The sequence below is a fragment of the Halopseudomonas litoralis genome, assembly GCF_900105005.1.
In the GTDB taxonomy this organism is placed as follows: domain Bacteria; phylum Pseudomonadota; class Gammaproteobacteria; order Pseudomonadales; family Pseudomonadaceae; genus Halopseudomonas; species Halopseudomonas litoralis.
The window spans coordinates 2,079,311-2,102,418 of sequence record NZ_LT629748.1; the positions used below are offsets into that span (position 1 = coordinate 2,079,311).

Sequence of the window (23,108 nt, forward strand, 5' to 3'; positions counted from 1 at the left end):
GTTCACAGCCCTGATGATTCTGCGCGAACTCTGATCCAGTGCTGAATGTCCTGCAGTCTGTACCCCACCGGCGCATTTCTGGCTGTGCTATCGCTGAGCATCACCGGCTTCGGGAAGTGCGGGTCACTCTTCGAATACCGGTAGGCTGTGGCCCTGGACAGGCCGGTCAGTTTCAGCAGCATTGGCAGGCGCACCAGGGACTGCATCTGAGCTTGCTTATTGGTTGTCATGTTCCAGCCTCCACTTGGTGTTGTTGCTCTGGCTGCGGTCTGCTGTTACCAGCCCGTCGCGCTCCATGCGTTCCAGCTCTTGCCGGATCACTTTGGTGGCCCTGGGGATCTTGAACTTGAACCACCAAGTGCAATAAGCAAACGTCTTGTCATGCCAGCTCAAAGCATCTTCGCCATGCTCTGCCCATCGCTCGCGGCCCTCTGCTTTCCCCCTGCCTATCTCCGCGATGATGGCGGCGCGCAGCGCTGGATCGTGCGGCTTATTGGTTGTCATCAATAATCTCCTCAGCCGAATCAATTCTCACAGCCCACGCGCTATGGCGAGTCGGGTTGCCCATCAGCGTCCTGACTTTCTCGAAAGCCTCGTCGTGATTGTGTGCAATAACGGATACAGACTGCGCCCTATCCCAGCGCGTCATGTAGTAGCCGGTGGGGTCAGATTCGACTACCCGAGCATTGAAGCGGAACAACGGCTTATTGGTTGTCATGGCTGGGCTCCTTAATCACTTTCAAGAAATCCCTAATTGTTGCCTCCATAGATGCCGCAGCGGCGTTGCATTTTCCGTCCCGTTCGCTGCTGTATATCTTCTCTAGTTCGTCCAAGCGGAAGAATGCTTTCTTCAAGAAATCAAAGTCGCTCATGAGATACCCCCTTTGCGGTGGGCGGCAATAAATTGCTCGCACCGATCCCAGAACTCGGTATCCAATGGACGGCCATCCAGCACACCTTCCAGCGCCTCCACCAGCCCCGAAACGTCCGGCGCGGGCTGCGGTGTTTCTCTGGTCGCGCACCGGTGTTGGTGGATGTGTACGAGGACTATCGGGCCGTCCTGCCCCTGGGCCATGACATTGAGGGTATAAACTCCGTCGGTTAAGTCTTCGCCCACGGCTATATCGACTCCGTTGATTGTCGTGAAGTCCATACCGTCTCGACAGGTGCAGCACTTCGGTTGCTGGCTTTCGGGCTGCTGGGCTTCCGCTGCGCATTTGCAGTAGGTGCCGTAAGCGCCGCATTCCAGATCGCAGTCTGCGTACTTGTCGGGCTGCTGCTCTGCGGGCTGCATGGCCTCCGTGGCGACATGCAATCTTCCAACACCCCTGCAATCAGGACATTCGACAACGAAAGCATCGGCAGCATCACATGGGCGCGGATTCTCGTACCGCTCCCAGTCCGTGATGATTTCGCCGTTTCCTTGGCAGCGCTCGCACTGAACGCAGCGGCATGGGGATGACTCCCCCTGCACAGCAGGCGCTGCATTGAGCAATGCCTCCCGGTACTGTCTCACACTCTGAAACGACATTGCGAAGGCGTCATTTCCTATCAGGCAGACCAGCGCTTCAAGCTGTCCGATATCGCCCGTGGTAATCTCTGTCTGGCTACTGCCGTGTGCTTCATGTTCTTGCATGGGTACTCTCCTTTGGTGATAACAACAGGGCGTTGCCGCGCCCTACTTCTTGAAGATCCAGCACTTGATGGTGCCGGGTTTGGGTTTGTCGAAGGCTTCGACGCGGGCACTGGCGCGGATGACGCTGTGCACGGCGCGACTGCTTTCGATGAATTTGTGGCTTCGGCTCTCTTTCAGCAGCTCGCGCAGCAGGGTCAGGTCGGCGATGTTCTGACGGTTGTTGGCCGCGACCTTGGCGAACTCGTTGAGGTTGATGGCAATGAGCTTGGGGTCGGCGCTGTGGTTGACCACCGGGCCTTCTTCCAGCGATTCCAGGTACTCGTACACCTCCCAGAACTCGGCCACGGCCGGGTGGTCTGCGTTGACCGCCTGCTGGCGAGCCACTGCCATGCCGCGCAGCACCAGTTCCACTTCGGCGCGCTGGGCTTGGGTGATCGGCATCAGGTGTTCCAGGCAATCGACCAGGGCCATCATCTGGGCATGGTTCTTGGCGATGCGCTCGATGCGGATCTCTTTCAGGCCGCGCAGCTCCTTTTCGTACACGCCGACGCGGCTGCCAAAGGTGGCGACCATCTGGTCTTCCAGTCGCAAGGCGCGGACCAGGAATTGGCTGACGTCCTCGGTCTGCATCAGGTTGAGGTTGTCCGCCGCGGCGCGGCTGGCATCGGTGGCCACCGGACGCTGAAAGTGCAACTTGACGATACGGGTCAGGATCGCCTCGGACGCACTCACTGCCGCGTTCTGGCTGATGGCGATGGTGCCGCGAAACGGTGGCTCATAGGTCTCGTTGCCGGCGGTCTTCACGCCCCGCGTGCGCAGCGTGCCTCCGCCGTAGAAGTCCTTGAGCTCGTCCCAGTCGAATGACTTGGCGTGGGCTTTGTCCGGCTCGTTGCGGTCACCCTCGATCAGCACCACCGGCATGCCGGATACCTGCCCCATGGCCCGGGAACGACCCGCTACTGACGACTTGGATGGGTCAAAGCCCTCGTAGTCGCGGCCGAAGAGCTTCCACAGAAACTGGATCAGCGTTGACTTGCCCGCGCCCGCCTCGCCGGTAATCTCCAGAAATGGAAAGGACTTGTACTGGGCACGGATCTGCTCGGCGTACAGCGAGCCGACCCAGAACGCCAGGGCGATGACGCCCTTGGCGCCGAAAGCGGTCCACAGCCAGCCCAGCCATTCCTCACGGTACTTGTTTTCACTGAGACTGATCTCCAGCGGGATGGTTTTCAGCAGGCTTTTCAGGCGCAGCTTGCCGAACTCGAAGAAGTCTTCCTCGTTGACCTGGTACAGCTGGCCGCCCTTGATGGCAATGTCGCCGAGCACATAGCACTGGTGCTCCTTGCTGTAACCGATGTAATCGATGGTCTCGACGGTTTTGATGCCGAACAGCTGGTCCTGCATGATCCTGTCCAGCTGCTGGCCGGACCCGGTGAAGTAAGCGCCTGCACCGGTCGACACCAGACGCTTTTTGAACTCCGCCGCCGCCGACACCTGGCCGCCGGTGAAGGTGCTCTTGACGCTGCCGCCGTCATGGGGGAAGTCGATCCGAAAGTAATACCACGACTCGTCAGTAATCTCGTTGCGCTGGAAGTAGAGCGCCTGCGGGTAGCAGTTGGCGATGCGGATCACCGCGCCGGACTGCTCCAGGGCCTTTTCGCGCAACTCAAAGTCAGACATGGTGCGCACGTCCACGCTCTCTGACTCGCTCAGCTCGGTCAGGACCTTGTTGTACTTGGTCATGTCCAGCTTGAACCAGTACAGGTTGCTGTTGAACCCGAAATAGAACTCCTGCCGCTCGCGCCAGGTGTACATCAGCAGGCCCTTTTCACCAGCGGTCTTGGCCGTCAGCAGGTCGCCGTGGTGGCGCACCTCCTTGATTTTTTCCTCGGTCAGCTGCTCCAGCTGGTGCAGGTCGTTCCAGTCGTGCTTGCGCTGGCCCTGGAGAATCTGCGCAGCTGAGCAGCGCCAATCGTCCTGCTCGGCACGGTCTACCCATTTGCGGGTGTAGCTCTGGCCTGCGTGGTCGCCGTCCAGCGCCCAGACCAGCTTGGGCAGCTTACTGCCATTGGTCTTGCAGTCAGCGGCCAGCGCTGCCAGAGCCTTTTCCGGGTAGTTGTTGCAGCTCATGATGGACACGGCGCTGATGCCGTTATGCACCAGGGCGATGGCATCGAAGATGCCTTCCACAATCCACAGCTCATCAACTGCAAGCAGGTCGACGCAGGGCGGGCACCACCAGCCGCCTTTGTGGCTGGTGCCGTAGGAGAAGCGCGCCTTCTTCTTGCCAAACCGGTGCGGCTGGTCGATCAGCCGCTCCCAGTAACCGCCGCCGGGCAGCTCAAAGCGCACCGTGGCAGAGCCAATACCCAGCTCGCGGTCGTGGTAGTACTCCTGGGTATACCAGCCGCCGATCAGCTCTTCTTTGAAGCCGCGGGCATATTCCAGGTACGCCCGGGCCGTTGCCTTGGGCTGCTCGGGCGTAGCCTTGTAGCGCTCACTCCAGTCGTTGAACAGGTCGTCAAACAGGTCTTTTACGTGGAAGGTGTCGCCGCATTTGCTCTCACGGCCGCAGCGCAGTACCCAAGGGTTCTGGGCGTGGGTATACAGCTCCTTTTTGCCACAGGATGGGCAGATGCCGCCACGGATCCACTCGCCAGAGACCTTGCTCAGGCTGTAGTTCACCGCGATGCGGTTGAGCACTTCACGTTGCAGTTCGGCTTGCATTTATTCCGCCCCGCCTGCGCTCTCGCGCTCAGCCATATTCAGTGCCGCCACCAGCTTGACGCTGGCGGCCATGTCTGGGCAGCTGGCGACGATGTGCCCGGCCCGCATTGCGTGAGGGATGTACCTGTACCGGTCACACCAGAATTCATCCTGCAGGCGCTGGCGATGCATGACCTGCAGGGTGCCGCGCAGTGCGGCCGCCTGCTTCTCGGTCAGTTCCAGATTGATGCTGATAGTGCGCATGACGGCTCCCCTTGCCTTGGCGAATGGATCAGTTGACGGGCCGCAAGTGGCGACGCGCCGGCGTATCGATCAGCCGCTCGAAGATCATCTTCACTGGGACGGCATGGCAGATGCCGGAATTGGGATCAACCAGCATGGCCACCCTGCCGGTGCTGCCGCTGATGTCCATGTAGCGGCTGTCTTCGCCGGAAACGAGGTCGCCGTAGGCGTAGGAGGTTATGTTCTGAGCGGTCGCCTCAGAACACTCAAAGCAGCCCATCAGGTAGGCAACGCAGCGGCTGAACAGGCACTGATCGTGGCCCAGGTGCTGAGCCTGGTGGCGAGCCATAAAACCCAGCGCGGCTTCCTGAAGTGTTTCCTGGTAGTCCTTTTTAAATGCTTTCATCGGTCAGTTCCTCGTCGTCAAGCAGATCAAGTTGTTCTTCTTCTGAAGGGGGCATTGCTTCGCGCCGGACGCGGCTGGGAGCCGGTGGGAGCACCGCTGCTGGATTGGGCATGGAGCTGGGGCTCAGCTCATAGGTCATCTCGAACCGGGCGTAACAGGACCAGCTGCACACCTCGTTAGTGCATTGCAGGTAGGTGTCACGCAGGAAGATGTGCACGCCCTCGCTGGTGCGGATCCGCACTTTGCTGCGGCAGTGGGGGCACACCAGTTTGTAGGTGCTCATCGTTCTCAGTCTCTCCCGTTATTGATTGGGTACAGCGCCCGGCCACGGCCGGTTAACTTGATGGCAGCCCGGCGCAAGCGGGCCTTGATCAGCCATTCCGCTGCCTGCTCGCAGCTCTGCAGGCCATAGCGCCGCTGGATGCGTTCAAGCAGTTCGCGGTCGGCTTCGTCGAATTCAAAATGGGCTTCGGGCATAAGTAAGTAACTCTGCTGGCACTGGGTTCAGGCGATCGCCCGTTCTACATTGGGCTCTGCCAGAAGCAGGTCCCGCGCTTCACTCAGGGCAAGACGGCGCAGCAGCTCGGCCTGGCTCAGCCCGGTGTAGTTCACCAGGGCGTCGATCAGGCCTTGCTCGTAGTCGTCCAGGTTCAGCGTGGCGCGGTGCTTACGAATGCGTTTTGGGTCGGGATACATGTTGGCGTTCCTTATGCCTGAGCCTGATAACGCTGCATGCCCTGCACAATCAGTAGGCGGGCCATTGCAGACATGGAGCGAGCCTCTTGGTCGGCCATCTTGACCAGCTGGGCGCGCTCTTCCGGCGTGAGGTGGGTCATCAGCGGCACACTGCAGCCGCGCGGCGATGGGGAACGGGGAATGGTCTTTGTGGTCATGTCTTACAACCTCTTATAAAGTGATACAAAATGACGGATGGCTGCAAAGCGCTATGTGCTCTGCTCTCCGGTCAGGCATTCGCGCATCAAGTTGAGCGGCACCATCATGTCGCCGATGGCGAACCGCACGGCAATTGACTGAAGCTCTGGGTCCGTGGCCGGGTCTGGCTCCAACTCCTGCTTGAGCACAGGAAGCGCGGCCTCAAGCTTGTCGAGCAAAAAACGAAGTTCATCAGCGTGTTCAATAAGGGGGTTATTCATGGGGTTTCACTCCAAGGGTGAGGTCAGGAGGCTGCAGGGCCGACTAACCGAGGCTTACGAAAAGGTCATCGCGGTCATGGATGGAAAAGACACCAACCCGGATGACCCCGCGCACGACAGCCGGGTCGAGCGTTGGATTGACAGTCAGGACCTGCGCTTTGCATTGGCTCACCTGGAGGTCGCCATCAAAGAAATCCGGGGCGATCTGGGGAAGCGATAGATCCCTGGTTACCGCATGAGGGCGCTTGCCGGCGCACTGCTCTTTGCTGGGGTGGTTGGTCATTGGGTCTCTCCTTTGGATATACATTGGTAACCACTCGGTTACTTAAACCGTTAAACAAACTGTAAGACGAGATAATAATGGTACCGAACGGTTCTTTTGTCAACATGGAAAATCACCGAATGGTTTCTATCGGGAGTCGGCTGCGGGAATTAAGAAAAGAACAGGGGCAAACGCAGGAGGCGCTGGCCGAGGCAGTGGGCGTGACAAAGAAGACACAAGGAGTTTACGAGCGAGGAGAAAGGAGCCCCGACGCGATGTATCTGGCAGCCATGGATCGCCTCGGCTTCGATATTCTTTACCTGGTAACCGGGGTGCGTCAGCTACCGCCCGAAGCCTCCCAGGCCGACCACGAGCAAGCTCTGATCAATAGCTACCGAACCCTGAGCGAGCAGCAACAAGATTTCGTCCGGGAAACCGTCGCCGCCCTGGCCGCTGCTGCCGAAAGGCAGCGGAAGTGAAAAGGTAGACGCCTGGATTTCAAAACAAGCAGCAATTCGACCTTATTCCCCCGATGACACGGAAAAAAGGTGTAGAGAATAGGTATCCAACGCTGAATGGCCACGGTGGCCCAGCATGGATGGAGCAGTACCGATGTCTGACCTACCTCACAACCCTCGACCCGACAATCCCAAATTAAGCGCCAAGGAAGCGGTGCTCATAGCAGCATTCCGGCGACTCACCCGCCAGCAGCAAGCCTCCCTGCTGGAAGCCGCCGAGGCCCTGGCCAACTACCCTGGCTGACCCCCGCCACCCATGCAGCCGCTGAGCGGCTGCATACCTACCCTGCCTATATAGTCCTTAAGTCGGTTGTCCCTGATGGCCAGAAGATGGCATTATCGGAAGCCTTACAACGTCTTACAGGATCGGGAAACATGGAAGGCTTCGCTTCTCTATTGGCATTGGTCGCGCTAGTTGCGGCGTGGTGGCTGGCTGCAAAAAAGCTGAAAGGCAAAAACTGGTTTCTACGCCACCTCACAGGCTCGACCGTGGGAGTGGTTGCCCTGATAGCAGTGATGCTGTTCTTTGTCGCTACCGGCCTCGTAGATCCTGAAGACAGCACCTCGCCAATAGCTGCCGACGCTCGAGAGGAAGATCTCGCCCCAGAGATCGTCCTTCCTGTTAAGACCGATGCACTGCCTGAGCCCTCCAACCAGGCGGCCGAGACAGAACTGGCATCGCCTGCTGAGCCTGAGCCTGAGCCTGAGCCTGAGCCTGTAGAGGATACCTTCGCCCCCGAATCCCAGGCCATCCTTGACGAGTTCACCCCGCGCATGGCCGCTCTGGTCGGTGCCGGCATGTCCATGGAGTCAGCAAGAAACAATGATCTGGGCCAGTGCGGCGACATGATGCGGCAGAATCAGGCCGAGCTGTCCGCCTTGAGGGAAGAGCTGTCCGCAGCGTACAAAGCGCTACCTGCCGGCCAAGGCGCCTGGCACCCGAGCTTCGAGCCACTGCACAACGCCAGTGCCAACCTGCCCCGCTGCGTAACCTGCCTGCCCACGGCGCTGCCTGACTGCAAAGAAGCGGCTCATGCGCTGGCGATTAAAGAGTGATGAGCCAGCTATTCATAACAGTAAAAAGGAACTATGCATGAAAATACATGCCTTCAAGGTAGAGGCAAGCGACCAATCGGCCGCCTTAGAAGATGTGCTCGCGCTGGTAGCGAAAGAAAAAAAGCTAAATAAAAGAATACGGTTGGTCGCAAAGGCTGAAATCAGAATTGACGCGATAGAAAAAAGAGACGGGCTGTGGTTTATGGAGTTTGCTAAGTTCAGAGCAACTCAAGGTCCTGGACGCGGAAAGAAAAACGCGAGAACCGAAGGGTTCGACTTCAAGAAGGGAGAAACCTTTGCGGAAGAAACCTGTGCCCTTTATGACCCAGCGACTGGGTATATCCTGATTCAATATAACCACTCAGGCGTGCGTTCAGGCGCGATCTGCAACTACCTTAGCGACTACGACCAAGCCGCCAGTAATGTTTATACATTCAACCCCAAATTCGATCCTGACACTGAAAGACGCCTGTTGAAAAAGGCTATAAAGAAAAGGTTGATGTTCAAGCTCGATGTCAGCGCAATGACTGCGGATGATATAAAGCGCGGAGTGGCCCTACGGGATGCGGTAGCCCTTGGGCAAAAGTGCGAGGCAGGCATCATTGATATCGAATTGTCTGCGGGCGGTGATAAAACGAATGGCCTCAGAGGCACAGTTTCCAATGTCATGGGGGCTCTGCGAGATCTATCGCAACGAAATCCCGAGGCAGTGAAAAGCCTGAGGGTTGCAGGCAAAACAGATGAAGACGATGCGATAGAGGTCCTTGACCTGCTAACCCAGCGACTATATGTTGAGCTTGAAGACATCAAGCCAGGGCTTGATCTCAGGCTGCCACTGGAAGATCGCTGGAAGGGCTTGAGCCGGGCACGCAACTCTTGGAAGAAGATATTAAAGTGAAACTCCTTTTTGAACGTTTATACCCATATTTTTTTATGTGTATGGCGTTCTATTTCTGGAGTTTACTGAACATATCGCTACCAAAAAATGATTCCCTACTGTCCTCTACTCTGGGTGTTTCAGGCGTGCTGGTTGGATTCTTGGCCACCAGCAAAGCTATTCTGATCGCGATGAATTCAAAAATTATCGACGACTTGCGCAGTAGCGGCTATATGCTCTTTCTGGTTTCCTATATCGGCCAGGCCATATGGATCAACCTGACATTCTGCACCATAAATGTCATCGGTTTTTTCCAGGACCACACACAACCTTGGTATTCCGGCATCTGGATAGTTTTGGCAGTCGGGTCGCTCCTTTCATTCATGCGAGTTGCCGATACCATGCTGGCGATTTTCAGGCACCACTGACAAGCCTCCCCATTTCCCTCTTCACCGCCCTCTCCGCACTGTGCTTGCTCGCATACAGATGGCTCAGCCGCTTCGGGTTGGTCTGGTCGCCTTCGGTGACCTTGATCTGTTTGCCAGTCTTTTCGTCCCGGTACCAGGCGAGAACGCCGGTATAGCCCCCCTCCACCAGCGCCGCCAGATCCGGGTCGTCGGCCAGCTGGTTTTCCAGCTCCAGACTGGTGAGGTAGCCGCTGTCACTGAGTGAGTGGGTGACGCTCTTGGCCAGCCAGACGGTGTCTGATATCTCCTGCTTTATGCCGCTTAGGCTGTAGGTCATTTCCGGGATCAGATCCGGCCTGCCGAGGGCCAGCGTGTAGCTGAGCGTGGCAGCGCCGCGCTGCAACCGCTGCCACTCCGCCCGCGCGGCCTGCAGGGCGCTTTGTTCGTCGGTGTAGACATGCCGCAAGGTCTTGATGTTGTCATCGTTGCCGATGATGGCGTCCAGGCGTTCGGCGCTGTTGTCGTTGTAGTAATGGGCGCGCACGCCGGTGTAGGCGTCCCGGTCGGCTTCCATCCAGCGGTGGCCGTCGCCATCGCGGCGGGTCAGGGTGATGTGCGGCAGATCAATGCCGCTGGCGGTCTTGCTGGCTCCCACCGGCATAAGCAGCAGGTGGCCGGCTTTGACGCTGCTGATGGCGTCGTGGTCGCCGGCCAATCTGGTCAGCAGGTTGGCGTCGGATTCATCGGCCTGGTCCAGGTGCGGCACCGGGATTTTGCCGAGCACTTGATCAATGACCGGCTTGAGGCTGTAGGCGCTGGCCACGGTGTAGATGATGTCTGCCAGGGTGACGCTATGCCAGCTGCGTTCGCGCTTGCGGGTGAGGCCTGCGCGCAGGTCGGCGCTACTGGCGCGGATGCTGATGATGTCCGGCGCGCCGCTGTGCTCAACCTCGTCGACGATGTAGCTGCCCTTGTACACCAGCCCGGTGTCCTGCCAGCCCAGCCAGAGCTGCACGGCGGCCCGGCGCGGCGGGATGGCCAGTTGACCGTCGTGGTCTTCCAGGGAGAAATCCAGCTGGTCGGCTTCAAGGCCGCGGTTATCAGTCAGGCTGAGACTGAGCAGGCGCTTTTCGATCTTGGGCGTGATGTCCTGGCCATTGACCACCAGCCGGTAAATGGGCCGGGGATGGTGGGTGGCACGGTTGTATTGGTCGGCGGCATTCTGCGCACCGTTTTGCAGGGCGCGCGCGGTGTTGCTGGCCAGCCCGGCCAGTCGCTCGATCATCGGAGCAGCCCGCCTACGGTTTCCAGCAGATTGCCGAGCAGCTCGATACGGCTATCATCCACGCGCTGCAGGGTGATGCTGAACTCGATACGCCGCGGGGCGCCGTCTTTGAAGAACAGGGTATTGGTTTCGCTCAGGTTGTCGATGACCCACAGGCCGTAGATACGCCCGGTACCCTCTACCAGGGGCCAGGCTTTGCCGCTGTCGCCCATCAGGCGCAGGGCATCCAGTGACAGGCGCTTGCCGGACAGCTCGGGCACGATCAGGCCGGACAGAGTGATGGTGTCTTCGCCTTTGCCGACGAACTGGCGCACCGGGCCGGCGCCGACCCGGTTGCTGCTGGGATGCCGCCAGGCGGTTTGCCGCTGAAAGTCCTGGTAGGCGGCGGTGGGCAGGCTGAATACGAACAGCCCCAGGGCCATCATCATGCGTAGCACCTCATTCGTTGTCGTACAGGGCGGAGCGGATACGGGCCGCTTTGCCGCGTTCGCGCTGGTCCATTACGCGGTTGATCATGCGCTCCAGCTCAGCAGAGTCGGTACCAGCCGGGGCGGTAAGCTGGATGGTGATGGTGTCGCCCTGCACCACGACGGGGGCGCTGCCGCTCTGCAGGGGCGGGCGGCCATCCACGGCCAGTGCCTGCCCTGCCCCGCCGATGCCCAGCGCCAATGCACCGGCACCGGCCATGGCTTTGCCGGCCTTGAGGATGGACGCCAGCGGGCCGTCCTGACTGCGATCCAGCCCAGCCTGCAGGCCGGCCATGGTGTCATCGCCCAGGGCGGCGAAAACGCGGGACGGCGAGCGAATGCCGAGCTTGTCCTTGAACCAGCCGATGGCTTGGTCGCCGGCACCGGTGACTGCATTCTTGACGGCGCCGAGCCCATTCTTGATGCCGGTGACCAGGCCACTCATGAGCATGCCGCCGAACTCGGTGAACTTCCCGGGCAGGTCAACACCGAAGTAACCCATCACGCCCGCGAAGGCCTTGTAGAACAGGCCCAGCGGTGACCAGTTGATGATCAGGGCGCTGACGCCGAGGATGCCGCCGTCGAAGGCGGCTTTGATTTCACTCCAGATGCCAGTGAAGAAGGTCAGCAGCGCATTGAAGGCGCTGTGCGCCACGGCGACCATGTCGGCCCATAGCGCTTTGAGCCCGCCCACTACGCCATCCCAGTTGCGCCAGAGCATCCAGGCTGCCACGCCCAGCAGAGCGATGGCGGCGATGACGGCAAGTATCGGCCAGGTGGCTGCCCAGGTAGCGCCGGCGAACGTGACCATGGCGAATTTGATCATTGCCAGCGGGCCGATCAGGCTGGCCAGCACGAACGTGAGCGCGCCCATAGCCGCAACGAATGCCAGTGTGTAGCCGACTATTTTGGCAATGGTACCGGCCAGCTCGGGGTTCTCCTGCATCCACTCACCCACGCCGCGTACAACGCCGGTCAGGCTCGTTATCAAGTTGCGGAGGGGGCCTTCGTTGGTGTCGGAAATGCTGATGCCTATTTCTTCCCAGGCGCTCTTCAGCCCCTTGAGATCGCCACCGATATTGTCAGCCCGGGTTGCAGCCATGCGGGCGTTCTCGCCGGCGACTTTGTGCAGCTGGTCCAGCAAGTCATCCAGCCCGCCATCGGACATCTGACCGACCAGCTCCGCCATACCGGAGCCGGCCTCGGCACCGAATATATCGGTGAGCAGCGCCTTGCGCTGGACGTTGCCCATGTCCTTAGTAGCGCTGTTCAGATCGCGCAAAATGTCCGGCATGTCACGCATCTTGCCGTTGGAATCAGCCACTTGCAGACTCAGCGACTCCATGGCGTCGCGTCCCTTTTTGGCGGGGCCAGTCAGGCGATTCATCATGGCTCGCATAGCGGTACCGGCCTGGCTACCCTGAATACCGATGTTGCCCATGAGGCCTGCCATGGTGGCGGCCTGCTCCAGCGTCAGGTTGAGGTCTTCTGCGCCGCCCAGGTACTTCATTGTGTCGCCGAGCGATTCCAGGTTGACGTTGGCGCGCGCGGCGGTACCAGACAGGACGTCCGCCACGCGAGTGATATTGCCTTCTGTCTCAGGGTCGATCTTGAAAGCGCTGCTGATGTTGGATGCAATATCGGCGGTGCGCGCCAAGTCGGTGCCGTTGGCCAGCGCCAAGTTGAGAATGTCACCCATGGAGGCACTGATTGCTTCGGGCGTGAAGCCTGCGCGCGCAAGGAATGTTTGGCCGCCCCCCACTTCGGTGGCGCTGAAGGCGGTGCTCGCACCCAGCGCCCGGGCCTGATCCTTGAGCATCGTCATTTGATCGTCATCCTTGCCCAAGCGAGTAACCGCCTGCAGCTCGGACATCTGTTCCCCGTAGCTGATACCTGGTGCGAGCATGCGACTGGCACCGAGCAGGCCGGCACCGCCCACAGCCATGCCACGCATACCAACCCCGGCCATACTGCCAGCGAATTGCTGGCTGCCGCGTAGATTGCCCAACTCTTGGTGATAACGCCGATGCTGTCCAGTAAGGCGTTTTAGCTTTGTGCCCTGGTTGGTAATCGCGGTATTGGTTTCGTTTATCTTGGTCTTTAACTGACGCTCATGCTCGCCCAGGTTGCTGGTGCTTACACCGGTCTCTCGGAGCTTGTCACGGAGCTTTTGCAGTGAGGTGCGGTGCTCGCCATGCTTGGTTTTGAGGCTTCTTGCTTTGCGAGCTGCAGCGTCGAACTCGTCGCGAAGCCCCTTCGATGCGGTCTCGGTTGAGCCCATCTGCCGCGCCAGCTCTCGCACTTTGTCTTGCTGCTGTTTAAGCTCATCGCCACTCTTGCGACTAGCCTCTTTCAGCGTCCTGAAGCTGCTGATGTCCTTTTGCTGAGACTGCAAGCCCTTGAGGGTATCGCGGGTTTCCTTCAGAGATTTGGCCAGACTCCCGCTGCTGTCCATGATCCCACGGATCGGCTTGGTGGCCTTGTCGATCGCGGCCAGCACTACTTCCAGTTTAAGATCGCGCGCCATGCTTGGTATCCGCTCGCTTGCGGGCGCGTTCGCGCCACTCCATCAATTCGGCCAGGCCCAGCGGGTCCATGTCCGCCGGGGCCCAGTGGAAAACCATGGCCAGATCGGCCATGGCGTCTTCTACATGCCTTGGGATGCTTCCGCTTTCGCCGACTTCTGCAGCAAAAAACCGGAGACGGCGACCCCGCACTGGACCAGGTCGGCGGGGTCCATGCGGCCGATCTCGATGTCGGTGATGGTGGGCGTGGTGATGCGCGGCAGGACTTTGCGCAGCGCCAGTACGTCCATCTGCATCAGCTCGATCAGGGAGACACCGCGCAGCTCGCCGGCCATGGGCTTGCGCAGGGTGAGGCTGTCAATGCTGTGCTCGCCACGGACGATGGGGGTGTCCAGCTCGACGACTTCCATGTTGGGGTTCTTGGCGGCTTCGGCTTCAGGCGCTACAGCTGCCGGCTCGGCTTTCTGGGCGGCCTGATCGGTTTCTGGCTTGCTCATGGGGGTGGTGCTCCTTGGGTGTTGGTGTGCCGGCGGGCGACTGGCACCGCGCCGGTCTTGGGGTAATCGTTACAAGCCGATGGCGGCGCGCTGTTCAGCCAGGCGGTCTTCGCCGTCGACGATTTCGACCATGTTGAGGATGTCGATTTCGACCAGCACTTCGTTGTCTACGGTCAGCTTGTAGTAGCTGCAGGTGGTGGTGACGGTCTGCTCGGTGTCTTCGCCAACTTCTGCGTCACCCATGCCGATCTCTTCATGGCGGCCGCGCACCACCAGCTCGACTGCGCTGACTTCGCCGGTGTCGTCGCGCTGGTAGGCGCCGGCAAAGCGCAGCAGCACGCCGTCGGCACGGGTGATGCCGAACTGGCGGAAGACCTGGACGTCGAGGCCGCCGGTAGTCCATTCCAGCTGGATGCCATCGTCGCCTAGGCCCAGGTCGACTTTCACGGGGCCGTTCATGCCGGCGGCGCGGAAGGCTTCCATCTTGCGGGCAAGCGTGGGCAGGGTGACTGTTTTGGCCAGGCCAACGTAGCTTTCGCCGTCGTTGAACAGGTTCATGTTTTTGAGTTTGCGGGGCAATGCCATGGCTGTTCTCTCCGGTTAGGCGTTGATGCGGCTGGCAAAGTCCACCAGGTAGCGGTCGGTGATGCGCTGACGCAGGCTGAGATCTTCCAGCGGCGGCACGGGGGTGTAGTCGTAGTCAATGCGCAGTTTGCCGGCTTTGAGTGTTTCGGCGGTGTTGGCGCTTTCGTCATACCAGGCGCTGCCGTCGATGATGTAGCCCAGGGCTTTCCACTCGCGGAATTTGGCGTTGATGCCTTCGATGATGTCTTTCACCAGCGAGGGGTGCATGGGCTTGTCGATGGCCCACAGGTGCGCTTCGGCCATGGTGTCGGCGATGACATGGGCGGTGCGGGTGTAGTTCTCGAAGGCGAACAGCGGATCTTCGCTGCAGGTGCGCGAGCCCCAGAAGCGGTAGCCGCCCTGCTGGATGAGCGTGGTGACGTCGTTCTGGTTGAGGTAGCCGGCGTCGGTGGCTGGGTTCTGCAGGTCCCAGAACACGTCTTTGTCGATGCCGGTAACGCCGTTGACCGGGACGTTGGACAGGGTTTTGTGCCAGCCGACGGTCTGGTCGATCTTGGCGCGCAGGCCGAGGGCGCGGGCGACGGCGTAGGCTGTGTCGGTTGCGCTGGTGGCGGTATTCCAGGACTCGAAGTCCGGCCAGATCAGCATCAACTCGCGTCCGCCGAAGCTGTCGCGGTAGGCAACGGCCGCTTCTTTGTCGGCACACTCCCAGGCGCTGGCGTATACGAACGCGCGCAGCTGCTGTGCCAGCGCGACCAGGGCGGTGGTGACGGCTTCGCTGTCGAGGCCGGGCACGCCCAGAATACGCGGAGTGACGCCCAGTCGGGCCTTGGCTGCGAGCAGTGCTTGCATACCGGTGTATTGGCCGCCTTCTACGCCGCCGATGATGTTGGTGGTGGTGGCGGATTCGTCGTCGCCCTCTTCCACGCGCACAACAATGGTGAATGGTGCGGTTTGGTCGGCAATGGCCCGCAGGCTGCGCGCCAGGGTGCCTTGGGTGCCGGCGTTGCCAATGGCGCCGTGCACGTTGGTGAGCAGGACGGGTTTGTTCAGCGGGAATACCGCTTCGTCGGCGTCATCGCCCGTGCACACCATGCCAACCACGGCGGTGGAGATGGTGCGGATCGGGCGTGTGCCTTCGTTGATCTCGATGACGCGGACGCCGTGATGGTATTGATCGGGCATGGTGGGTTCCCTGCAATGGGTGGGTTACTGTCAGGGGTTCATGCTGTCGCGTGGGCGCGTGGATTGGGAGCAGGGGTAGTTGTAGCGGTGCGTTCTACAGGGCAGAAACCCCGCGATGGCGGGGTTCTTTGTGGCATGCGGGTCAGTCTTGGCTCAGCAGCGCCGCCACGTCCGGGTTGTCTGCGAGGAACGCGGCCAGCTTGGCGACAGGGTCGCCGCCCTTCGGCCGGGGCTGGTTGATCAGGTCCCACCTTACGCCGTTCCATCGAGGCCGATGCCCTTCGGGCACATCATCCGGCGGGGCTACGGCAGTAGTGCGGGCTGGCATAAGCCAGACGCCGGGCTCCAGCGGGCTTTCGTCCGCCTCGGTCTGGCCTTGGTAGATGCCTGCTGCGTCGTACTGGTAAACGATCATGGGCGCTCCTTAGAATTTTATGCAACCGAGCATGGCCATGTTGCGCGGGCGGGTTTCGGAGCCGCCAGTGGCCTCCACCTCGATGCTGTGGTTGTGGGTGCCGGCGGAGCCGACTGATACCGTGTGGGTGTGCGCTCCGCCGGTGCCGATGGAAACGGAGTGGGTGTGGTTGCCTGCAGCTTCAATCCTGTCGCTACTCCACCCTGAGCCTTGGCTCTCGTCATCCAGGCCGCGACCGCCGCCGCCGGCGGCTTGTCCGCTCAGCCGGTGATTGTGATGGCCTGATAACCCGGTGGTTGCCCCGTGGCTGTGACTCCCCGCCGTGGCCGCTGTCCCCGTGTGCGCGTGAGCGCCTGCGCTGCCAGCCGAGCCTTGGTGCGCGTGGGATTGGAGCTCGCCGGCCTGGCTGCTGCCGAACTCACGCCCACCGTCCGCGCCACGCCCATCATCCCAGCCGCGCAGGAACTCGCCGCGCAGATCCGGAAGGTTGAACGTTGTGAAGCCGTTACCAGCACCAAAGGCCGTGCCTATCGCGGCGAACAGATCAGCGTAGGCGGATCGGCTGACGGCCGCGCCGTTCGCCTTCAGCCAACCGGTGGGGGCTGTGTTGCGGGCGAAGTGGGCAATCATTCCTGATGGCGCCATGTGGCGCGTTTCTGCCTTGCTGAAAACGTCCAGATTGGCGCGTGCCGCTGGTCTGCTGTCCAGGTCGGACAGGTTCTTGCTGCGCTCCAGTGGTGACGGGGCGAAGCCGGTTGGCTCGTTCTGGGCGGCGATCAGCTTGGTGCCGCCAGGATAGCTTTGCCCCAGCACGATGCGGGTGACGCTGTCAGGTTCCGGCGCCTTCTGCCAGCGGTTTGCGCCGGCGCCCTCATACAGGCGCAGACCGTCGACGTAGACCGCCAGCCCGCGGGTGGTCACTACGGCCAGATCCACCAGCGTCTGGCTGTCGGCCAGTGTCTGCTCTTCGTCGATGGTGTTGACGGTGATGTTGATGTCGTCCGGGTCGCTCCAGACGATGTCGCCGTCGGCGTTGCTGGCCTTCTTGGCGATCTGACCGGTGGTGCCGCCGGGCAGCAGTGTGGCCATGGTGACGTTGTTGATTATCCAGGTGTGGGTCGCTACGGCAACGTTCGGGTCTATCTGGAGGGTGACAACGCTGGCGTTGGTTACCAGGAACTCGAAGCGCACCACGGTATCGGCAAAGGCGCCTTCGCTGTCAGAGGGCTTGTAGGTTTCAGGCAGGTTGCCCACGGCAAACAGGCCGCCCTGCTCGTCGAAGATACCTATCTCGCGCAGAGTGAAGCCGCCGACGCTAGCCGGGATGATCAGTTCGGCGGAGTACCTGTTGTCGCGCTCGGGGTCGGCGTACACGCGGTTGATCTCGGCGCGAAAACGCTCGCGTACCAGGCCGGTTGCGTCAGCCTGGTCATCGATGTCAACCGGGTTGCCATTGCCATCGCCTACGGCCATTTCGACGATGTTGATTGGCTGTCCTGCAGCCTCGGCCGCAGCCATGCGCTGCAGGCCGTGAGCGGTGTGAATCGATTTGAATGTGGGCATGTAGTGCTCCTTTGTGCTTTACGTCAGCTGAGGCCCAGCGCCTTTCTGGCTTCCTTTTCGCTCATGCCCAGGCCGTACTTGGTCATGAGGGCGTTCACTGCGAATTGAGGGCTGTGGTAGTTGCCCGTTTTCAGCTGGATGCGGTATGCGCGGATCTCGCCCCACTTCCGGTAGTACTTGTTGCTGCTCAGCCTGCTGTGGACGAAGGGTCCAAAGAGGGCGATCAGGCCCCAGCCGGGCTGCACGAACACGCCCAGGACGCCAGCAATGGCAAAGGTGGCAAACATTGCGTAATACCACTGTCGAACGTGGAACTTCTCGTGCTCAAGCAACCCTTTGTCATGGCGGTACTTCTCCAATATCTGGATCTTCCACATGCGGGCCTTGCCGCCCCAGCCGTCCAGATCGCGCTTGAATTTCAGGGAGTAATATTTCATTTCGTGCTCCTGGTGCCGGGCTTACGCGCCCGGCCATGGATACATGGACTTGATCTCTGTGTAGCGAGCCAGGCCGGCAGCGCGAGCCGCTTGGGCTTCGTCAATCAGGCCTTCGGCCTCCAGCCGATTGGCTTCTGCAAAGTGGCGATCTGAGCCGATCTCTGGGTGTGCGTAGGCGCACAGGCGGCGCTGCTCAGTGATGCGGATAGCCCAGTCGCTGTGGCTTTCTTGCGGGGCTTGCTGGTCGTTGGCTTCAGTCATGATCTTCTCTCCGGAATGGTCGGTCTTTCAGGTACTTGCTGATGGCGGGTATCGCTTCGCCATGGCGGGCATGTGCTATCCAGCTGGATAGCTGTTGATGAATGTCAGGGAAGCCGATTGTGCGGTTGGCGTACTGGCGCTGAAGGCGCCGGACGCGGCGCTTGAAACGCTTCAGGCTAGCCTTGCGCAGCCGCCGCTTGTGCGGCCACAGGTGATAGCCGAGGAAGTCGAGCCCGCGGCCGTGGGTGGTGGCGATCGGGAAGATGACCGTTTTGTGGTTCAGCTCCAGGCTCAGGTTGCGATCAAGCCAGGCTTCAATATCCAGCCGTAGCGCCTGCAGGTGCCGCTTGTCTGGGTGCAGGACAATGAAGTCATCCATGTAACGGCAATACCACTTTTCGCGCAGCCGGCATTTGACGTGCTGGTCGAGCGCGTCCAGGTAGACGTTGGCCATCAGCTGGCTGGTTAGGTTGCCGATGGGGATGCCGCGACCCGGCGTGCTTGGCTCGCTGTAGCTGTCGATAATGTTGTCCAGCAGCTGGAGGATGCGCTTGTCGCTGATCTTACGGCGGATCAGGCGCTTCAGGGCTGCATGCTCGACGCTGGGGAAGTACTTGCGCACATCGGCCTTGAGCGCGTAGAGACTGCCGTGACGGCGCAAGCAGTCGCGCATCATGGCCTGGGCGTAATCAGCCCCAGCGTGGGCTCCCTTGCCGTCCCGGCAGGCGTAGCTGTGCGCAATAAAGCTGCGTTCCCACAGCGGCTCCAGCAGCTCCATTAGGGCGTGCTGGACGACGCGGTCGCGGAATTCGGTGAGCGCGGTGATGGTGCGCACCTTGGGCTCGCTTACCTGGAATGACCGGTAGCCGCCGGTGCGGTACTGGCCCCAGATCAACTCGTTCTGCAGCTGGATCAGGTTGCCTTCGAGATCCCGCTCGAAGTTCAGGCAGGGCCATGACTTGCGCTTGCCCTTGCGGGCTCGCCTGTACGCACGGTAAAGCGCGTCAAAGGTGATGATCTGTTCAAACAATCCGTTGTGGGTTTTCATGCTTGTCCTTGGGGGCGCAGCCGACAGGCTTCCCGGTGCGGTACCACGCGCCGGCTGCTGAGGTTTTTTCGCCTTGCGGCGGGGATCTGACATCCTTTCGATCGAGCACTGGAGCTGTCGCCGTAACGGCAGCACTTCTGGCTCGTCAAGGATCGGAAGCGGAGACGGAAGCCACGATTCGAATTCGAATTCGTGCGGTCGTTGTTGAGGTTCAACGCGGCCAGGCCAGCATTGCCCGCGTTATTCCAATTCCCGCCGCGATTCGGCATGCGCTCACTGTTGACGCCAGACCCTTCTCTCATGACTGGGCCTTCGCCCAGTTCAGCCATCCACCGATCATGCGACCGAGTTCCGCCAGTTGGCGGGACCAGATCTCGTACTGGCGGAAGGGTAGAAAGGTGAGTTCATGCGATAGCCGGACGTATGAGCGCAGCAGATCCAGCTCCGCGTCCAGGTCTTGCATGGTGGTTTTCTTGTGGTACCGGCGGTTGACGACTACCACCAGGCGCAACAGGCGGAACATGCACTGGCGGATTTCCGCCGACAGCACGTGCTTTTCCGCCTTCGGAAAGTTGCGCAGCGGTGAGTAGGCATAAAGGATCATTTCTTCAACCTTCAGTCTGATTTGCAAATCTTGCTGTGACACATAAAACCCTTAGGCCCGGCTATCGCCGGGCCAGACAGACGGCAGACCGCAGATTACTGAGCGCGAAAGCGGAGACGGAAGCCACGAGTCGAAGTCGAATTCGCGCGGTCGCGGTTGAGGCTCAACGCGGCCAGGCCAGCAATGCCCGCGTTATACCAATCCCCGCCGCGATACGGCATGCGCTCACCTTCAGCAGTGACGTACAGGCGGCCTTCAGGCGACAGTGCCGGGGTTGCTGGGGCGATCAGCGACTGTTTAACCAGCATGCTTGCGCCTTCGCTTGAGTGAGTTGCCCACTGGGTGGCATTCGACAGGTCAAACCCGGTGTCGATCAGCGAGGGTTCGTCGGTCAGGCCATTGTCCGGTGCCAGCCAGACGCGGCCGTCCTGTAGCGTCATGCCGGTTATCCACTCCCAGACGTTGCCGACCAGGTCATGGATTCCTGCAGGTGTACCGTCGTGCGACCAGGCTGCAGGCCCGGATCCGGTGAGCGTGCGAGCGGTGCCGCTGCCGCCCGGCGCAAAGCCGTCCTGACGGCGCGCTGCCTCCCATTTGTTGGTGTGATGCCGACCGTAATCGGTGTTGCCGTTCGGCTGGTAACCATTGGCCATGCACCAGAGCGCGATAGCGGCCCAGTCCAAGTTGCTCATCATGTCCCAGCCCGAGCCATTGGCTTTGCACAGGCCGCGAGCGCTGTCGAAGTTGATGCTCGTGCGCGGATCGGCCATCGGCAGGCTTACGGCTTCGCTGCCCATCATCGATGACAGATAGGCGCCGACGAAGATTTCCGACGCGGGCTGGCCATTGAAGATGAAGGCTGGGTGTAGGCCGCTGCCCAGCTCGCCGCCGGGGGCGACATCCTCAAGGTTAAAAGCTGGGAACACATGCATGTGGCACGGTGCGCCGTTGGCGGTGTACAGCACGGTCATGCGGCCGCCGCTTGCGGCTTCGACTGAGGCGCGCAGCTGATCGACGATGAACCAGTCCGGTGAAATGTGGCCTTTGCTGTTTGCCAACGGGATCTTTCCGGCGGCTGGCTCCAGTGTCGCGGTACCCCCGGTAACGATGGAGGCTGCGGTGTCTGCGCTGGCGGCGGCAGCATTGGCTTTCAGGGTTGCGGTTCCAGCGGATCCGGCGGCGGCGCTGGCCGAGGCCTGGGCCTCGCTTGCGCTGGTTGCGGCTTCGTCAGCGGCGCCGGTTGCTGTGTCGGCTCGGTCGTCAAGCACTTGCTTCTTGACGTTGACGGCCTCGGTGAGATCCGTGGTTGCTGCGATTAGATCGCTGATCTGGACGTCCAGGGACATGGGCTGCTCCTAATTGAATCCGTGGTGGTTGATGATGATGGTCTGGGTGCGAACAATATCTGTGGCCATGCCGGCGAAGGCCGGCAGGATGGCGCTGGCAATCTGCGCCTGCTCGGTGGCAACGCCTGCTGCAGTCTCGGACTTATTGGCATGCTCAATAGAGACATCCCGTGCCAGCGATGCTACGGAAGCGCTGCCCTGGGCTGCGGAGGCGGCGCTGCTTGCGGTGGTGGCGCTTTGTTCTGCCAGCACTTTGCTGCTCAACGCAGACTGGCGTGAGTTATTGGAGGACAGGGCGCTGTTGGCAGCGGCGTCACGGTCATTCTTTGCTGAGTCAGCAGCATCTACTGCAGTGCCGGCGGCGATGGCGGCGGCCTGTGAGGCGCCCCGAGCAGCCTCCTCAAGGGGTTTGACTTTCCCCAGCGACTCAGTGGCGGCGGATTCTGCAGCCTCTGCCTTTTGTGCAGACTGGCTGGCAGCCAGCTGACTGGCGTGCGCGTACTCCTTTGCTGTAACGGCTTCTTGCTTGGCCAGCTGGCTGGCGTGGGCGCTTTCCTGAGCCTGTACAGCTGATGGCGCGGCGCGCTCGATCAGGTCTACCCATTCCGGCTCGGTGCCTTGGTATCCGTTGCGGACAGCAACCTGGTAAGCGGAAATGCCGGGGATGCCCTGGCTGGTATTGCTGGTCACTTCAATCGGCTGGACCACCGGTTTGGTGATGACGGTTGTATCGTTCATGGCTACCTGGTTACCTCTCGATCAACTACAACGATGCCCTTTGCGAAGCGCAAAACTTCACCGCCGGAAAATTCGACTTCTATGTCGTGTACGCCGGAACGAAAGGCCAGGGCGGCAGTGACGGCTGGCGGCAAGTCGATAAGCATCTCGCCTTGCAGTGGATCGGTGATGCGGATGTAGCTCGCAGCGCCGAGATCGAGCTCTACGGCGGGCGAATTGACGCGCCGACGAAACTGCATGCGTACCGAGCAGCCGGACAGGTCCACGGGGTTGCGTTCACCGGCTTCATCTTCGGTGTGCCAGCTGATGGGCATGGTGAAGCTGGCCCCTTGGTAGATCGGCAGGTCGATCTGTGCCGGACCGGTGCGCAGGATCTCTTCAAGCGCGGTCGGATCAACAGCCATGGCGGTCTCCTTCATTCAAAGCCATTGCTCTGCACCATCAGGGTTTGTGTGCGCACCAGGCCGGTGGCAATGCCTGCCATGCCGATGCGGACGTTCTCGACTGCCTCCGCGCTGGGGTAGAACTTGATTCCTCTGGCGACGCCGCCTTCGTTGCGATACAGGGCCAGGTATGTCGCTGCCTCATCGGTGGGTACCGAGAAATAACGCTCGTTGGCGGTCTCGCGCAGCCCTTCGGCGACCGTGGTGTAAACGCCGCCAGATAGCCAGGCGGCATCCGCCGCGGCATCCGCGCGTATCGCGTCAGCGCGGGCTGCAGCGCTGGCGGCTTCAACTGCTGGCAGGAGGAACGGCAGTGTTGGTACTGGATCCCCATCAACCGTCAGGTAAACCGTCTCGGCCGCCGGCGCGTTGATGAATACGTTGAGGCGCTGCTCGTTGTCCTGGAAGCGCTGGGCGGCTTGGTCAAAGGGTAGGTTGGCCATT

The 23,108-nt window shown here is 60.7% G+C and carries 36 protein-coding genes; 6 read left to right on the plus strand and 30 right to left on the minus strand.

The features are described 5' to 3' along the window. Window positions 1-2: 2 nt before the first annotated feature. From BLU11_RS10025 to BLU11_RS10080, 13 genes are read right to left on the minus strand one after another with little or no spacing between them, the layout of a single operon-like run. Window positions 3-230 (minus strand): helix-turn-helix transcriptional regulator, encoded by a 228-nt coding sequence (locus BLU11_RS10025; protein WP_090273205.1) that lies wholly within the window; start codon window positions 228-230, stop codon window positions 3-5. After that, a complete protein-coding gene (locus BLU11_RS10030) occupies window positions 217-504 on the minus strand; it encodes a hypothetical protein (RefSeq protein WP_090273206.1) in 288 nt (95 codons plus the stop codon). The genes BLU11_RS10025 and BLU11_RS10030 overlap by 14 nt, the downstream gene beginning before the upstream one ends. Then, window positions 491-718, minus strand: coding sequence for a hypothetical protein (locus BLU11_RS10035; RefSeq protein ID WP_090273207.1), 228 nt, complete (start codon window positions 716-718; stop codon window positions 491-493). The genes BLU11_RS10030 and BLU11_RS10035 overlap by 14 nt, the downstream gene beginning before the upstream one ends. Further along, window positions 705-872 (minus strand): hypothetical protein, encoded by a 168-nt coding sequence (locus BLU11_RS19265; RefSeq protein WP_157718651.1) that lies wholly within the window; start codon window positions 870-872, stop codon window positions 705-707. The genes BLU11_RS10035 and BLU11_RS19265 overlap by 14 nt, the downstream gene beginning before the upstream one ends. Next, a complete protein-coding gene (locus BLU11_RS10040) occupies window positions 869-1,636 on the minus strand; it encodes a hypothetical protein (protein ID WP_090273208.1) in 768 nt (255 codons plus the stop codon). The genes BLU11_RS19265 and BLU11_RS10040 overlap by 4 nt, the downstream gene beginning before the upstream one ends. A gap of 42 nt (window positions 1,637-1,678) precedes the next feature. Then, a complete protein-coding gene (locus BLU11_RS10045) occupies window positions 1,679-4,363 on the minus strand; it encodes a toprim domain-containing protein (RefSeq protein WP_090273209.1) in 2,685 nt (894 codons plus the stop codon). Further along, window positions 4,364-4,606, minus strand: coding sequence for a hypothetical protein (locus tag BLU11_RS10050; protein ID WP_090273210.1), 243 nt, complete (start codon window positions 4,604-4,606; stop codon window positions 4,364-4,366). Window positions 4,607-4,634: 28 nt separating this feature from the next. Continuing rightward, window positions 4,635-4,991, minus strand: a complete 357-nt coding sequence (locus tag BLU11_RS10055; RefSeq protein WP_090273211.1) for a hypothetical protein — start codon at window positions 4,989-4,991, stop codon at window positions 4,635-4,637. Continuing rightward, a complete protein-coding gene (locus tag BLU11_RS10060; protein WP_090273212.1) occupies window positions 4,978-5,274 on the minus strand; it encodes an ogr/Delta-like zinc finger family protein in 297 nt (98 codons plus the stop codon). The genes BLU11_RS10055 and BLU11_RS10060 overlap by 14 nt, the downstream gene beginning before the upstream one ends. A gap of 5 nt (window positions 5,275-5,279) precedes the next feature. After that, entirely contained in the window at window positions 5,280-5,468 is a 189-nt protein-coding gene (locus tag BLU11_RS10065) for a hypothetical protein (RefSeq protein ID WP_090273213.1), read from the minus strand. 27 nt (window positions 5,469-5,495) lie between these two features. Further along, on the minus strand, window positions 5,496-5,687 hold the full coding sequence (locus BLU11_RS10070) for a hypothetical protein (protein WP_090273214.1): 192 nt from the start codon (window positions 5,685-5,687) through the stop codon (window positions 5,496-5,498). Between the two features lie 11 nt (window positions 5,688-5,698). Continuing rightward, complete coding sequence (locus BLU11_RS10075; protein WP_090273215.1) at window positions 5,699-5,884, minus strand: hypothetical protein; 186 nt, start codon at window positions 5,882-5,884, stop codon at window positions 5,699-5,701. A 51-nt stretch (window positions 5,885-5,935) separates the two neighbouring features. Beyond that, complete coding sequence (locus BLU11_RS10080; protein ID WP_090273216.1) at window positions 5,936-6,145, minus strand: hypothetical protein; 210 nt, start codon at window positions 6,143-6,145, stop codon at window positions 5,936-5,938. On the opposite strand from BLU11_RS10080, the gene BLU11_RS19410 reads away from it, so the two are divergent. From BLU11_RS19410 to BLU11_RS10105, 6 genes are all read left to right on the plus strand, one after another. Beyond that, the gene (locus tag BLU11_RS19410) at window positions 6,144-6,365 is read left to right on the plus strand and encodes a hypothetical protein (RefSeq protein ID WP_090273217.1); all 222 of its coding nucleotides are present in this window, start codon (window positions 6,144-6,146) and stop codon (window positions 6,363-6,365) included. The two genes, BLU11_RS10080 and BLU11_RS19410, sit on opposite strands and share 2 nt — an antisense overlap. 140 nt (window positions 6,366-6,505) lie before the next feature. Continuing rightward, complete coding sequence (locus BLU11_RS10090) at window positions 6,506-6,886, plus strand: helix-turn-helix domain-containing protein (protein WP_090273218.1); 381 nt, start codon at window positions 6,506-6,508, stop codon at window positions 6,884-6,886. A 133-nt stretch (window positions 6,887-7,019) separates the two neighbouring features. Then, window positions 7,020-7,169 (plus strand): hypothetical protein, encoded by a 150-nt coding sequence (locus tag BLU11_RS19275; RefSeq protein ID WP_157718653.1) that lies wholly within the window; start codon window positions 7,020-7,022, stop codon window positions 7,167-7,169. Between the two features lie 131 nt (window positions 7,170-7,300). Next, window positions 7,301-7,981: a hypothetical protein gene (locus BLU11_RS10095; RefSeq protein WP_090273219.1), complete on the plus strand. Its 681-nt coding sequence runs from the start codon at window positions 7,301-7,303 to the stop codon at window positions 7,979-7,981. Window positions 7,982-8,018: 37 nt separating this feature from the next. Continuing rightward, window positions 8,019-8,879, plus strand: coding sequence for a DUF6731 family protein (locus BLU11_RS10100; RefSeq protein WP_090273220.1), 861 nt, complete (start codon window positions 8,019-8,021; stop codon window positions 8,877-8,879). Beyond that, on the plus strand, window positions 8,858-9,286 hold the full coding sequence (locus BLU11_RS10105; protein WP_157718654.1) for a hypothetical protein: 429 nt from the start codon (window positions 8,858-8,860) through the stop codon (window positions 9,284-9,286). Before BLU11_RS10100 ends, BLU11_RS10105 begins: the two co-directional genes overlap by 22 nt. On the opposite strand, the gene BLU11_RS10110 is transcribed toward BLU11_RS10105, so the two are convergent. The 17 genes from BLU11_RS10110 to BLU11_RS10190 form a co-directional block, all read right to left on the minus strand. Further along, the gene (locus BLU11_RS10110) at window positions 9,273-10,550 is read right to left on the minus strand and encodes a phage late control D family protein (protein WP_090273222.1); all 1,278 of its coding nucleotides are present in this window, start codon (window positions 10,548-10,550) and stop codon (window positions 9,273-9,275) included. The two genes, BLU11_RS10105 and BLU11_RS10110, sit on opposite strands and share 14 nt — an antisense overlap. Next, window positions 10,547-10,978, minus strand: coding sequence for a phage tail protein (locus tag BLU11_RS10115; protein ID WP_090273223.1), 432 nt, complete (start codon window positions 10,976-10,978; stop codon window positions 10,547-10,549). Before BLU11_RS10115 ends, BLU11_RS10110 begins: the two co-directional genes overlap by 4 nt. Window positions 10,979-10,988: 10 nt before the next feature. After that, window positions 10,989-13,544: a phage tail tape measure protein gene (locus BLU11_RS10120; protein WP_090273224.1), complete on the minus strand. Its 2,556-nt coding sequence runs from the start codon at window positions 13,542-13,544 to the stop codon at window positions 10,989-10,991. Next, window positions 13,528-13,656: a GpE family phage tail protein gene (locus tag BLU11_RS10125; RefSeq protein WP_090273225.1), complete on the minus strand. Its 129-nt coding sequence runs from the start codon at window positions 13,654-13,656 to the stop codon at window positions 13,528-13,530. Before BLU11_RS10125 ends, BLU11_RS10120 begins: the two co-directional genes overlap by 17 nt. A gap of 8 nt (window positions 13,657-13,664) precedes the next feature. Beyond that, window positions 13,665-13,952: a phage tail assembly protein gene (locus BLU11_RS10130; RefSeq protein ID WP_231702326.1), complete on the minus strand. Its 288-nt coding sequence runs from the start codon at window positions 13,950-13,952 to the stop codon at window positions 13,665-13,667. A gap of 156 nt (window positions 13,953-14,108) precedes the next feature. Then, window positions 14,109-14,624: a phage major tail tube protein gene (locus BLU11_RS10135; protein ID WP_090273227.1), complete on the minus strand. Its 516-nt coding sequence runs from the start codon at window positions 14,622-14,624 to the stop codon at window positions 14,109-14,111. Between the two features lie 15 nt (window positions 14,625-14,639). Further along, complete coding sequence (locus BLU11_RS10140) at window positions 14,640-15,809, minus strand: phage tail sheath protein (RefSeq protein ID WP_090273228.1); 1,170 nt, start codon at window positions 15,807-15,809, stop codon at window positions 14,640-14,642. Window positions 15,810-15,951: 142 nt separating this feature from the next. After that, window positions 15,952-16,224: a phage tail protein gene (locus BLU11_RS10145; protein WP_090273229.1), complete on the minus strand. Its 273-nt coding sequence runs from the start codon at window positions 16,222-16,224 to the stop codon at window positions 15,952-15,954. 9 nt (window positions 16,225-16,233) lie between these two features. Further along, the gene (locus BLU11_RS10150; protein WP_090273230.1) at window positions 16,234-17,787 is read right to left on the minus strand and encodes a phage tail-collar fiber domain-containing protein; all 1,554 of its coding nucleotides are present in this window, start codon (window positions 17,785-17,787) and stop codon (window positions 16,234-16,236) included. A gap of 23 nt (window positions 17,788-17,810) precedes the next feature. After that, window positions 17,811-18,224, minus strand: coding sequence for a hypothetical protein (locus BLU11_RS10155; protein ID WP_090273231.1), 414 nt, complete (start codon window positions 18,222-18,224; stop codon window positions 17,811-17,813). 21 nt (window positions 18,225-18,245) lie between these two features. After that, entirely contained in the window at window positions 18,246-18,485 is a 240-nt protein-coding gene (locus tag BLU11_RS10160) for a hypothetical protein (protein WP_090273232.1), read from the minus strand. After that, the gene (locus BLU11_RS10165; RefSeq protein ID WP_090273233.1) at window positions 18,478-19,533 is read right to left on the minus strand and encodes a reverse transcriptase/maturase family protein; all 1,056 of its coding nucleotides are present in this window, start codon (window positions 19,531-19,533) and stop codon (window positions 18,478-18,480) included. Before BLU11_RS10165 ends, BLU11_RS10160 begins: the two co-directional genes overlap by 8 nt. 298 nt (window positions 19,534-19,831) lie before the next feature. After that, complete coding sequence (gene avd / locus BLU11_RS10170) at window positions 19,832-20,179, minus strand: diversity-generating retroelement protein Avd (RefSeq protein ID WP_157718655.1); 348 nt, start codon at window positions 20,177-20,179, stop codon at window positions 19,832-19,834. Between the two features lie 53 nt (window positions 20,180-20,232). Further along, window positions 20,233-21,483: a hypothetical protein gene (locus tag BLU11_RS10175; protein ID WP_090273234.1), complete on the minus strand. Its 1,251-nt coding sequence runs from the start codon at window positions 21,481-21,483 to the stop codon at window positions 20,233-20,235. A gap of 9 nt (window positions 21,484-21,492) precedes the next feature. Next, window positions 21,493-22,221, minus strand: coding sequence for a hypothetical protein (locus tag BLU11_RS10180; RefSeq protein ID WP_090273235.1), 729 nt, complete (start codon window positions 22,219-22,221; stop codon window positions 21,493-21,495). Window positions 22,222-22,223: 2 nt separating this feature from the next. After that, window positions 22,224-22,625, minus strand: a complete 402-nt coding sequence (locus BLU11_RS10185) for a hypothetical protein (protein WP_090273236.1) — start codon at window positions 22,623-22,625, stop codon at window positions 22,224-22,226. 11 nt (window positions 22,626-22,636) lie between these two features. Beyond that, window positions 22,637-23,107, minus strand: coding sequence for a hypothetical protein (locus BLU11_RS10190; protein WP_090273237.1), 471 nt, complete (start codon window positions 23,105-23,107; stop codon window positions 22,637-22,639). Window position 23,108 lies beyond the last annotated feature (1 nt).

Bases quoted from the DNA above. Each gene is read 5' to 3' on its own strand.
- BLU11_RS10025 (WP_090273205.1), bottom strand. From the start codon at position 230: ATGACAACCAATAAGCAAGCTCAGATGCAGTCCCTGGTGCGCCTGCCA.
- BLU11_RS10030 (WP_090273206.1), bottom strand. From the start codon at position 504: ATGACAACCAATAAGCCGCACGATCCAGCGCTGCGCGCCGCCATCATC.
- BLU11_RS10035 (WP_090273207.1), bottom strand. From the start codon at position 718: ATGACAACCAATAAGCCGTTGTTCCGCTTCAATGCTCGGGTAGTCGAA.
- BLU11_RS19265 (WP_157718651.1), bottom strand. From the start codon at position 872: ATGAGCGACTTTGATTTCTTGAAGAAAGCATTCTTCCGCTTGGACGAA.
- BLU11_RS10040 (WP_090273208.1), bottom strand. From the start codon at position 1,636: ATGCAAGAACATGAAGCACACGGCAGTAGCCAGACAGAGATTACCACG.
- BLU11_RS10045 (WP_090273209.1), bottom strand. From the start codon at position 4,363: ATGCAAGCCGAACTGCAACGTGAAGTGCTCAACCGCATCGCGGTGAAC.
- BLU11_RS10050 (WP_090273210.1), bottom strand. From the start codon at position 4,606: ATGCGCACTATCAGCATCAATCTGGAACTGACCGAGAAGCAGGCGGCC.
- BLU11_RS10055 (WP_090273211.1), bottom strand. From the start codon at position 4,991: ATGAAAGCATTTAAAAAGGACTACCAGGAAACACTTCAGGAAGCCGCG.
- BLU11_RS10060 (WP_090273212.1), bottom strand. From the start codon at position 5,274: ATGAGCACCTACAAACTGGTGTGCCCCCACTGCCGCAGCAAAGTGCGG.
- BLU11_RS10065 (WP_090273213.1), bottom strand. From the start codon at position 5,468: ATGCCCGAAGCCCATTTTGAATTCGACGAAGCCGACCGCGAACTGCTT.
- BLU11_RS10070 (WP_090273214.1), bottom strand. From the start codon at position 5,687: ATGTATCCCGACCCAAAACGCATTCGTAAGCACCGCGCCACGCTGAAC.
- BLU11_RS10075 (WP_090273215.1), bottom strand. From the start codon at position 5,884: ATGACCACAAAGACCATTCCCCGTTCCCCATCGCCGCGCGGCTGCAGT.
- BLU11_RS19410 (WP_090273217.1), top strand. From the start codon at position 6,144: ATGGGGTTTCACTCCAAGGGTGAGGTCAGGAGGCTGCAGGGCCGACTA.
- BLU11_RS10080 (WP_090273216.1), bottom strand. From the start codon at position 6,145: ATGAATAACCCCCTTATTGAACACGCTGATGAACTTCGTTTTTTGCTC.
- BLU11_RS10090 (WP_090273218.1), top strand. From the start codon at position 6,506: ATGGTACCGAACGGTTCTTTTGTCAACATGGAAAATCACCGAATGGTT.
- BLU11_RS19275 (WP_157718653.1), top strand. From the start codon at position 7,020: ATGTCTGACCTACCTCACAACCCTCGACCCGACAATCCCAAATTAAGC.
- BLU11_RS10095 (WP_090273219.1), top strand. From the start codon at position 7,301: ATGGAAGGCTTCGCTTCTCTATTGGCATTGGTCGCGCTAGTTGCGGCG.
- BLU11_RS10100 (WP_090273220.1), top strand. From the start codon at position 8,019: ATGAAAATACATGCCTTCAAGGTAGAGGCAAGCGACCAATCGGCCGCC.
- BLU11_RS10110 (WP_090273222.1), bottom strand. From the start codon at position 10,550: ATGATCGAGCGACTGGCCGGGCTGGCCAGCAACACCGCGCGCGCCCTG.
- BLU11_RS10115 (WP_090273223.1), bottom strand. From the start codon at position 10,978: ATGATGATGGCCCTGGGGCTGTTCGTATTCAGCCTGCCCACCGCCGCC.
- BLU11_RS10120 (WP_090273224.1), bottom strand. From the start codon at position 13,544: ATGGCGCGCGATCTTAAACTGGAAGTAGTGCTGGCCGCGATCGACAAG.
- BLU11_RS10125 (WP_090273225.1), bottom strand. From the start codon at position 13,656: ATGGCCGATCTGGCCATGGTTTTCCACTGGGCCCCGGCGGACATGGAC.
- BLU11_RS10130 (WP_231702326.1), bottom strand. From the start codon at position 13,952: ATGGAAGTCGTCGAGCTGGACACCCCCATCGTCCGTGGCGAGCACAGC.
- BLU11_RS10135 (WP_090273227.1), bottom strand. From the start codon at position 14,624: ATGGCATTGCCCCGCAAACTCAAAAACATGAACCTGTTCAACGACGGC.
- BLU11_RS10140 (WP_090273228.1), bottom strand. From the start codon at position 15,809: ATGCCCGATCAATACCATCACGGCGTCCGCGTCATCGAGATCAACGAA.
- BLU11_RS10145 (WP_090273229.1), bottom strand. From the start codon at position 16,224: ATGATCGTTTACCAGTACGACGCAGCAGGCATCTACCAAGGCCAGACC.
- BLU11_RS10150 (WP_090273230.1), bottom strand. From the start codon at position 17,787: ATGCCCACATTCAAATCGATTCACACCGCTCACGGCCTGCAGCGCATG.
- BLU11_RS10155 (WP_090273231.1), bottom strand. From the start codon at position 18,224: ATGAAATATTACTCCCTGAAATTCAAGCGCGATCTGGACGGCTGGGGC.
- BLU11_RS10160 (WP_090273232.1), bottom strand. From the start codon at position 18,485: ATGACTGAAGCCAACGACCAGCAAGCCCCGCAAGAAAGCCACAGCGAC.
- BLU11_RS10165 (WP_090273233.1), bottom strand. From the start codon at position 19,533: ATGAAAACCCACAACGGATTGTTTGAACAGATCATCACCTTTGACGCG.
- BLU11_RS10175 (WP_090273234.1), bottom strand. From the start codon at position 21,483: ATGTCCCTGGACGTCCAGATCAGCGATCTAATCGCAGCAACCACGGAT.
- BLU11_RS10180 (WP_090273235.1), bottom strand. From the start codon at position 22,221: ATGAACGATACAACCGTCATCACCAAACCGGTGGTCCAGCCGATTGAA.
- BLU11_RS10185 (WP_090273236.1), bottom strand. From the start codon at position 22,625: ATGGCTGTTGATCCGACCGCGCTTGAAGAGATCCTGCGCACCGGTCCG.
- BLU11_RS10190 (WP_090273237.1), bottom strand. From the start codon at position 23,107: ATGGCCAACCTACCCTTTGACCAAGCCGCCCAGCGCTTCCAGGACAAC.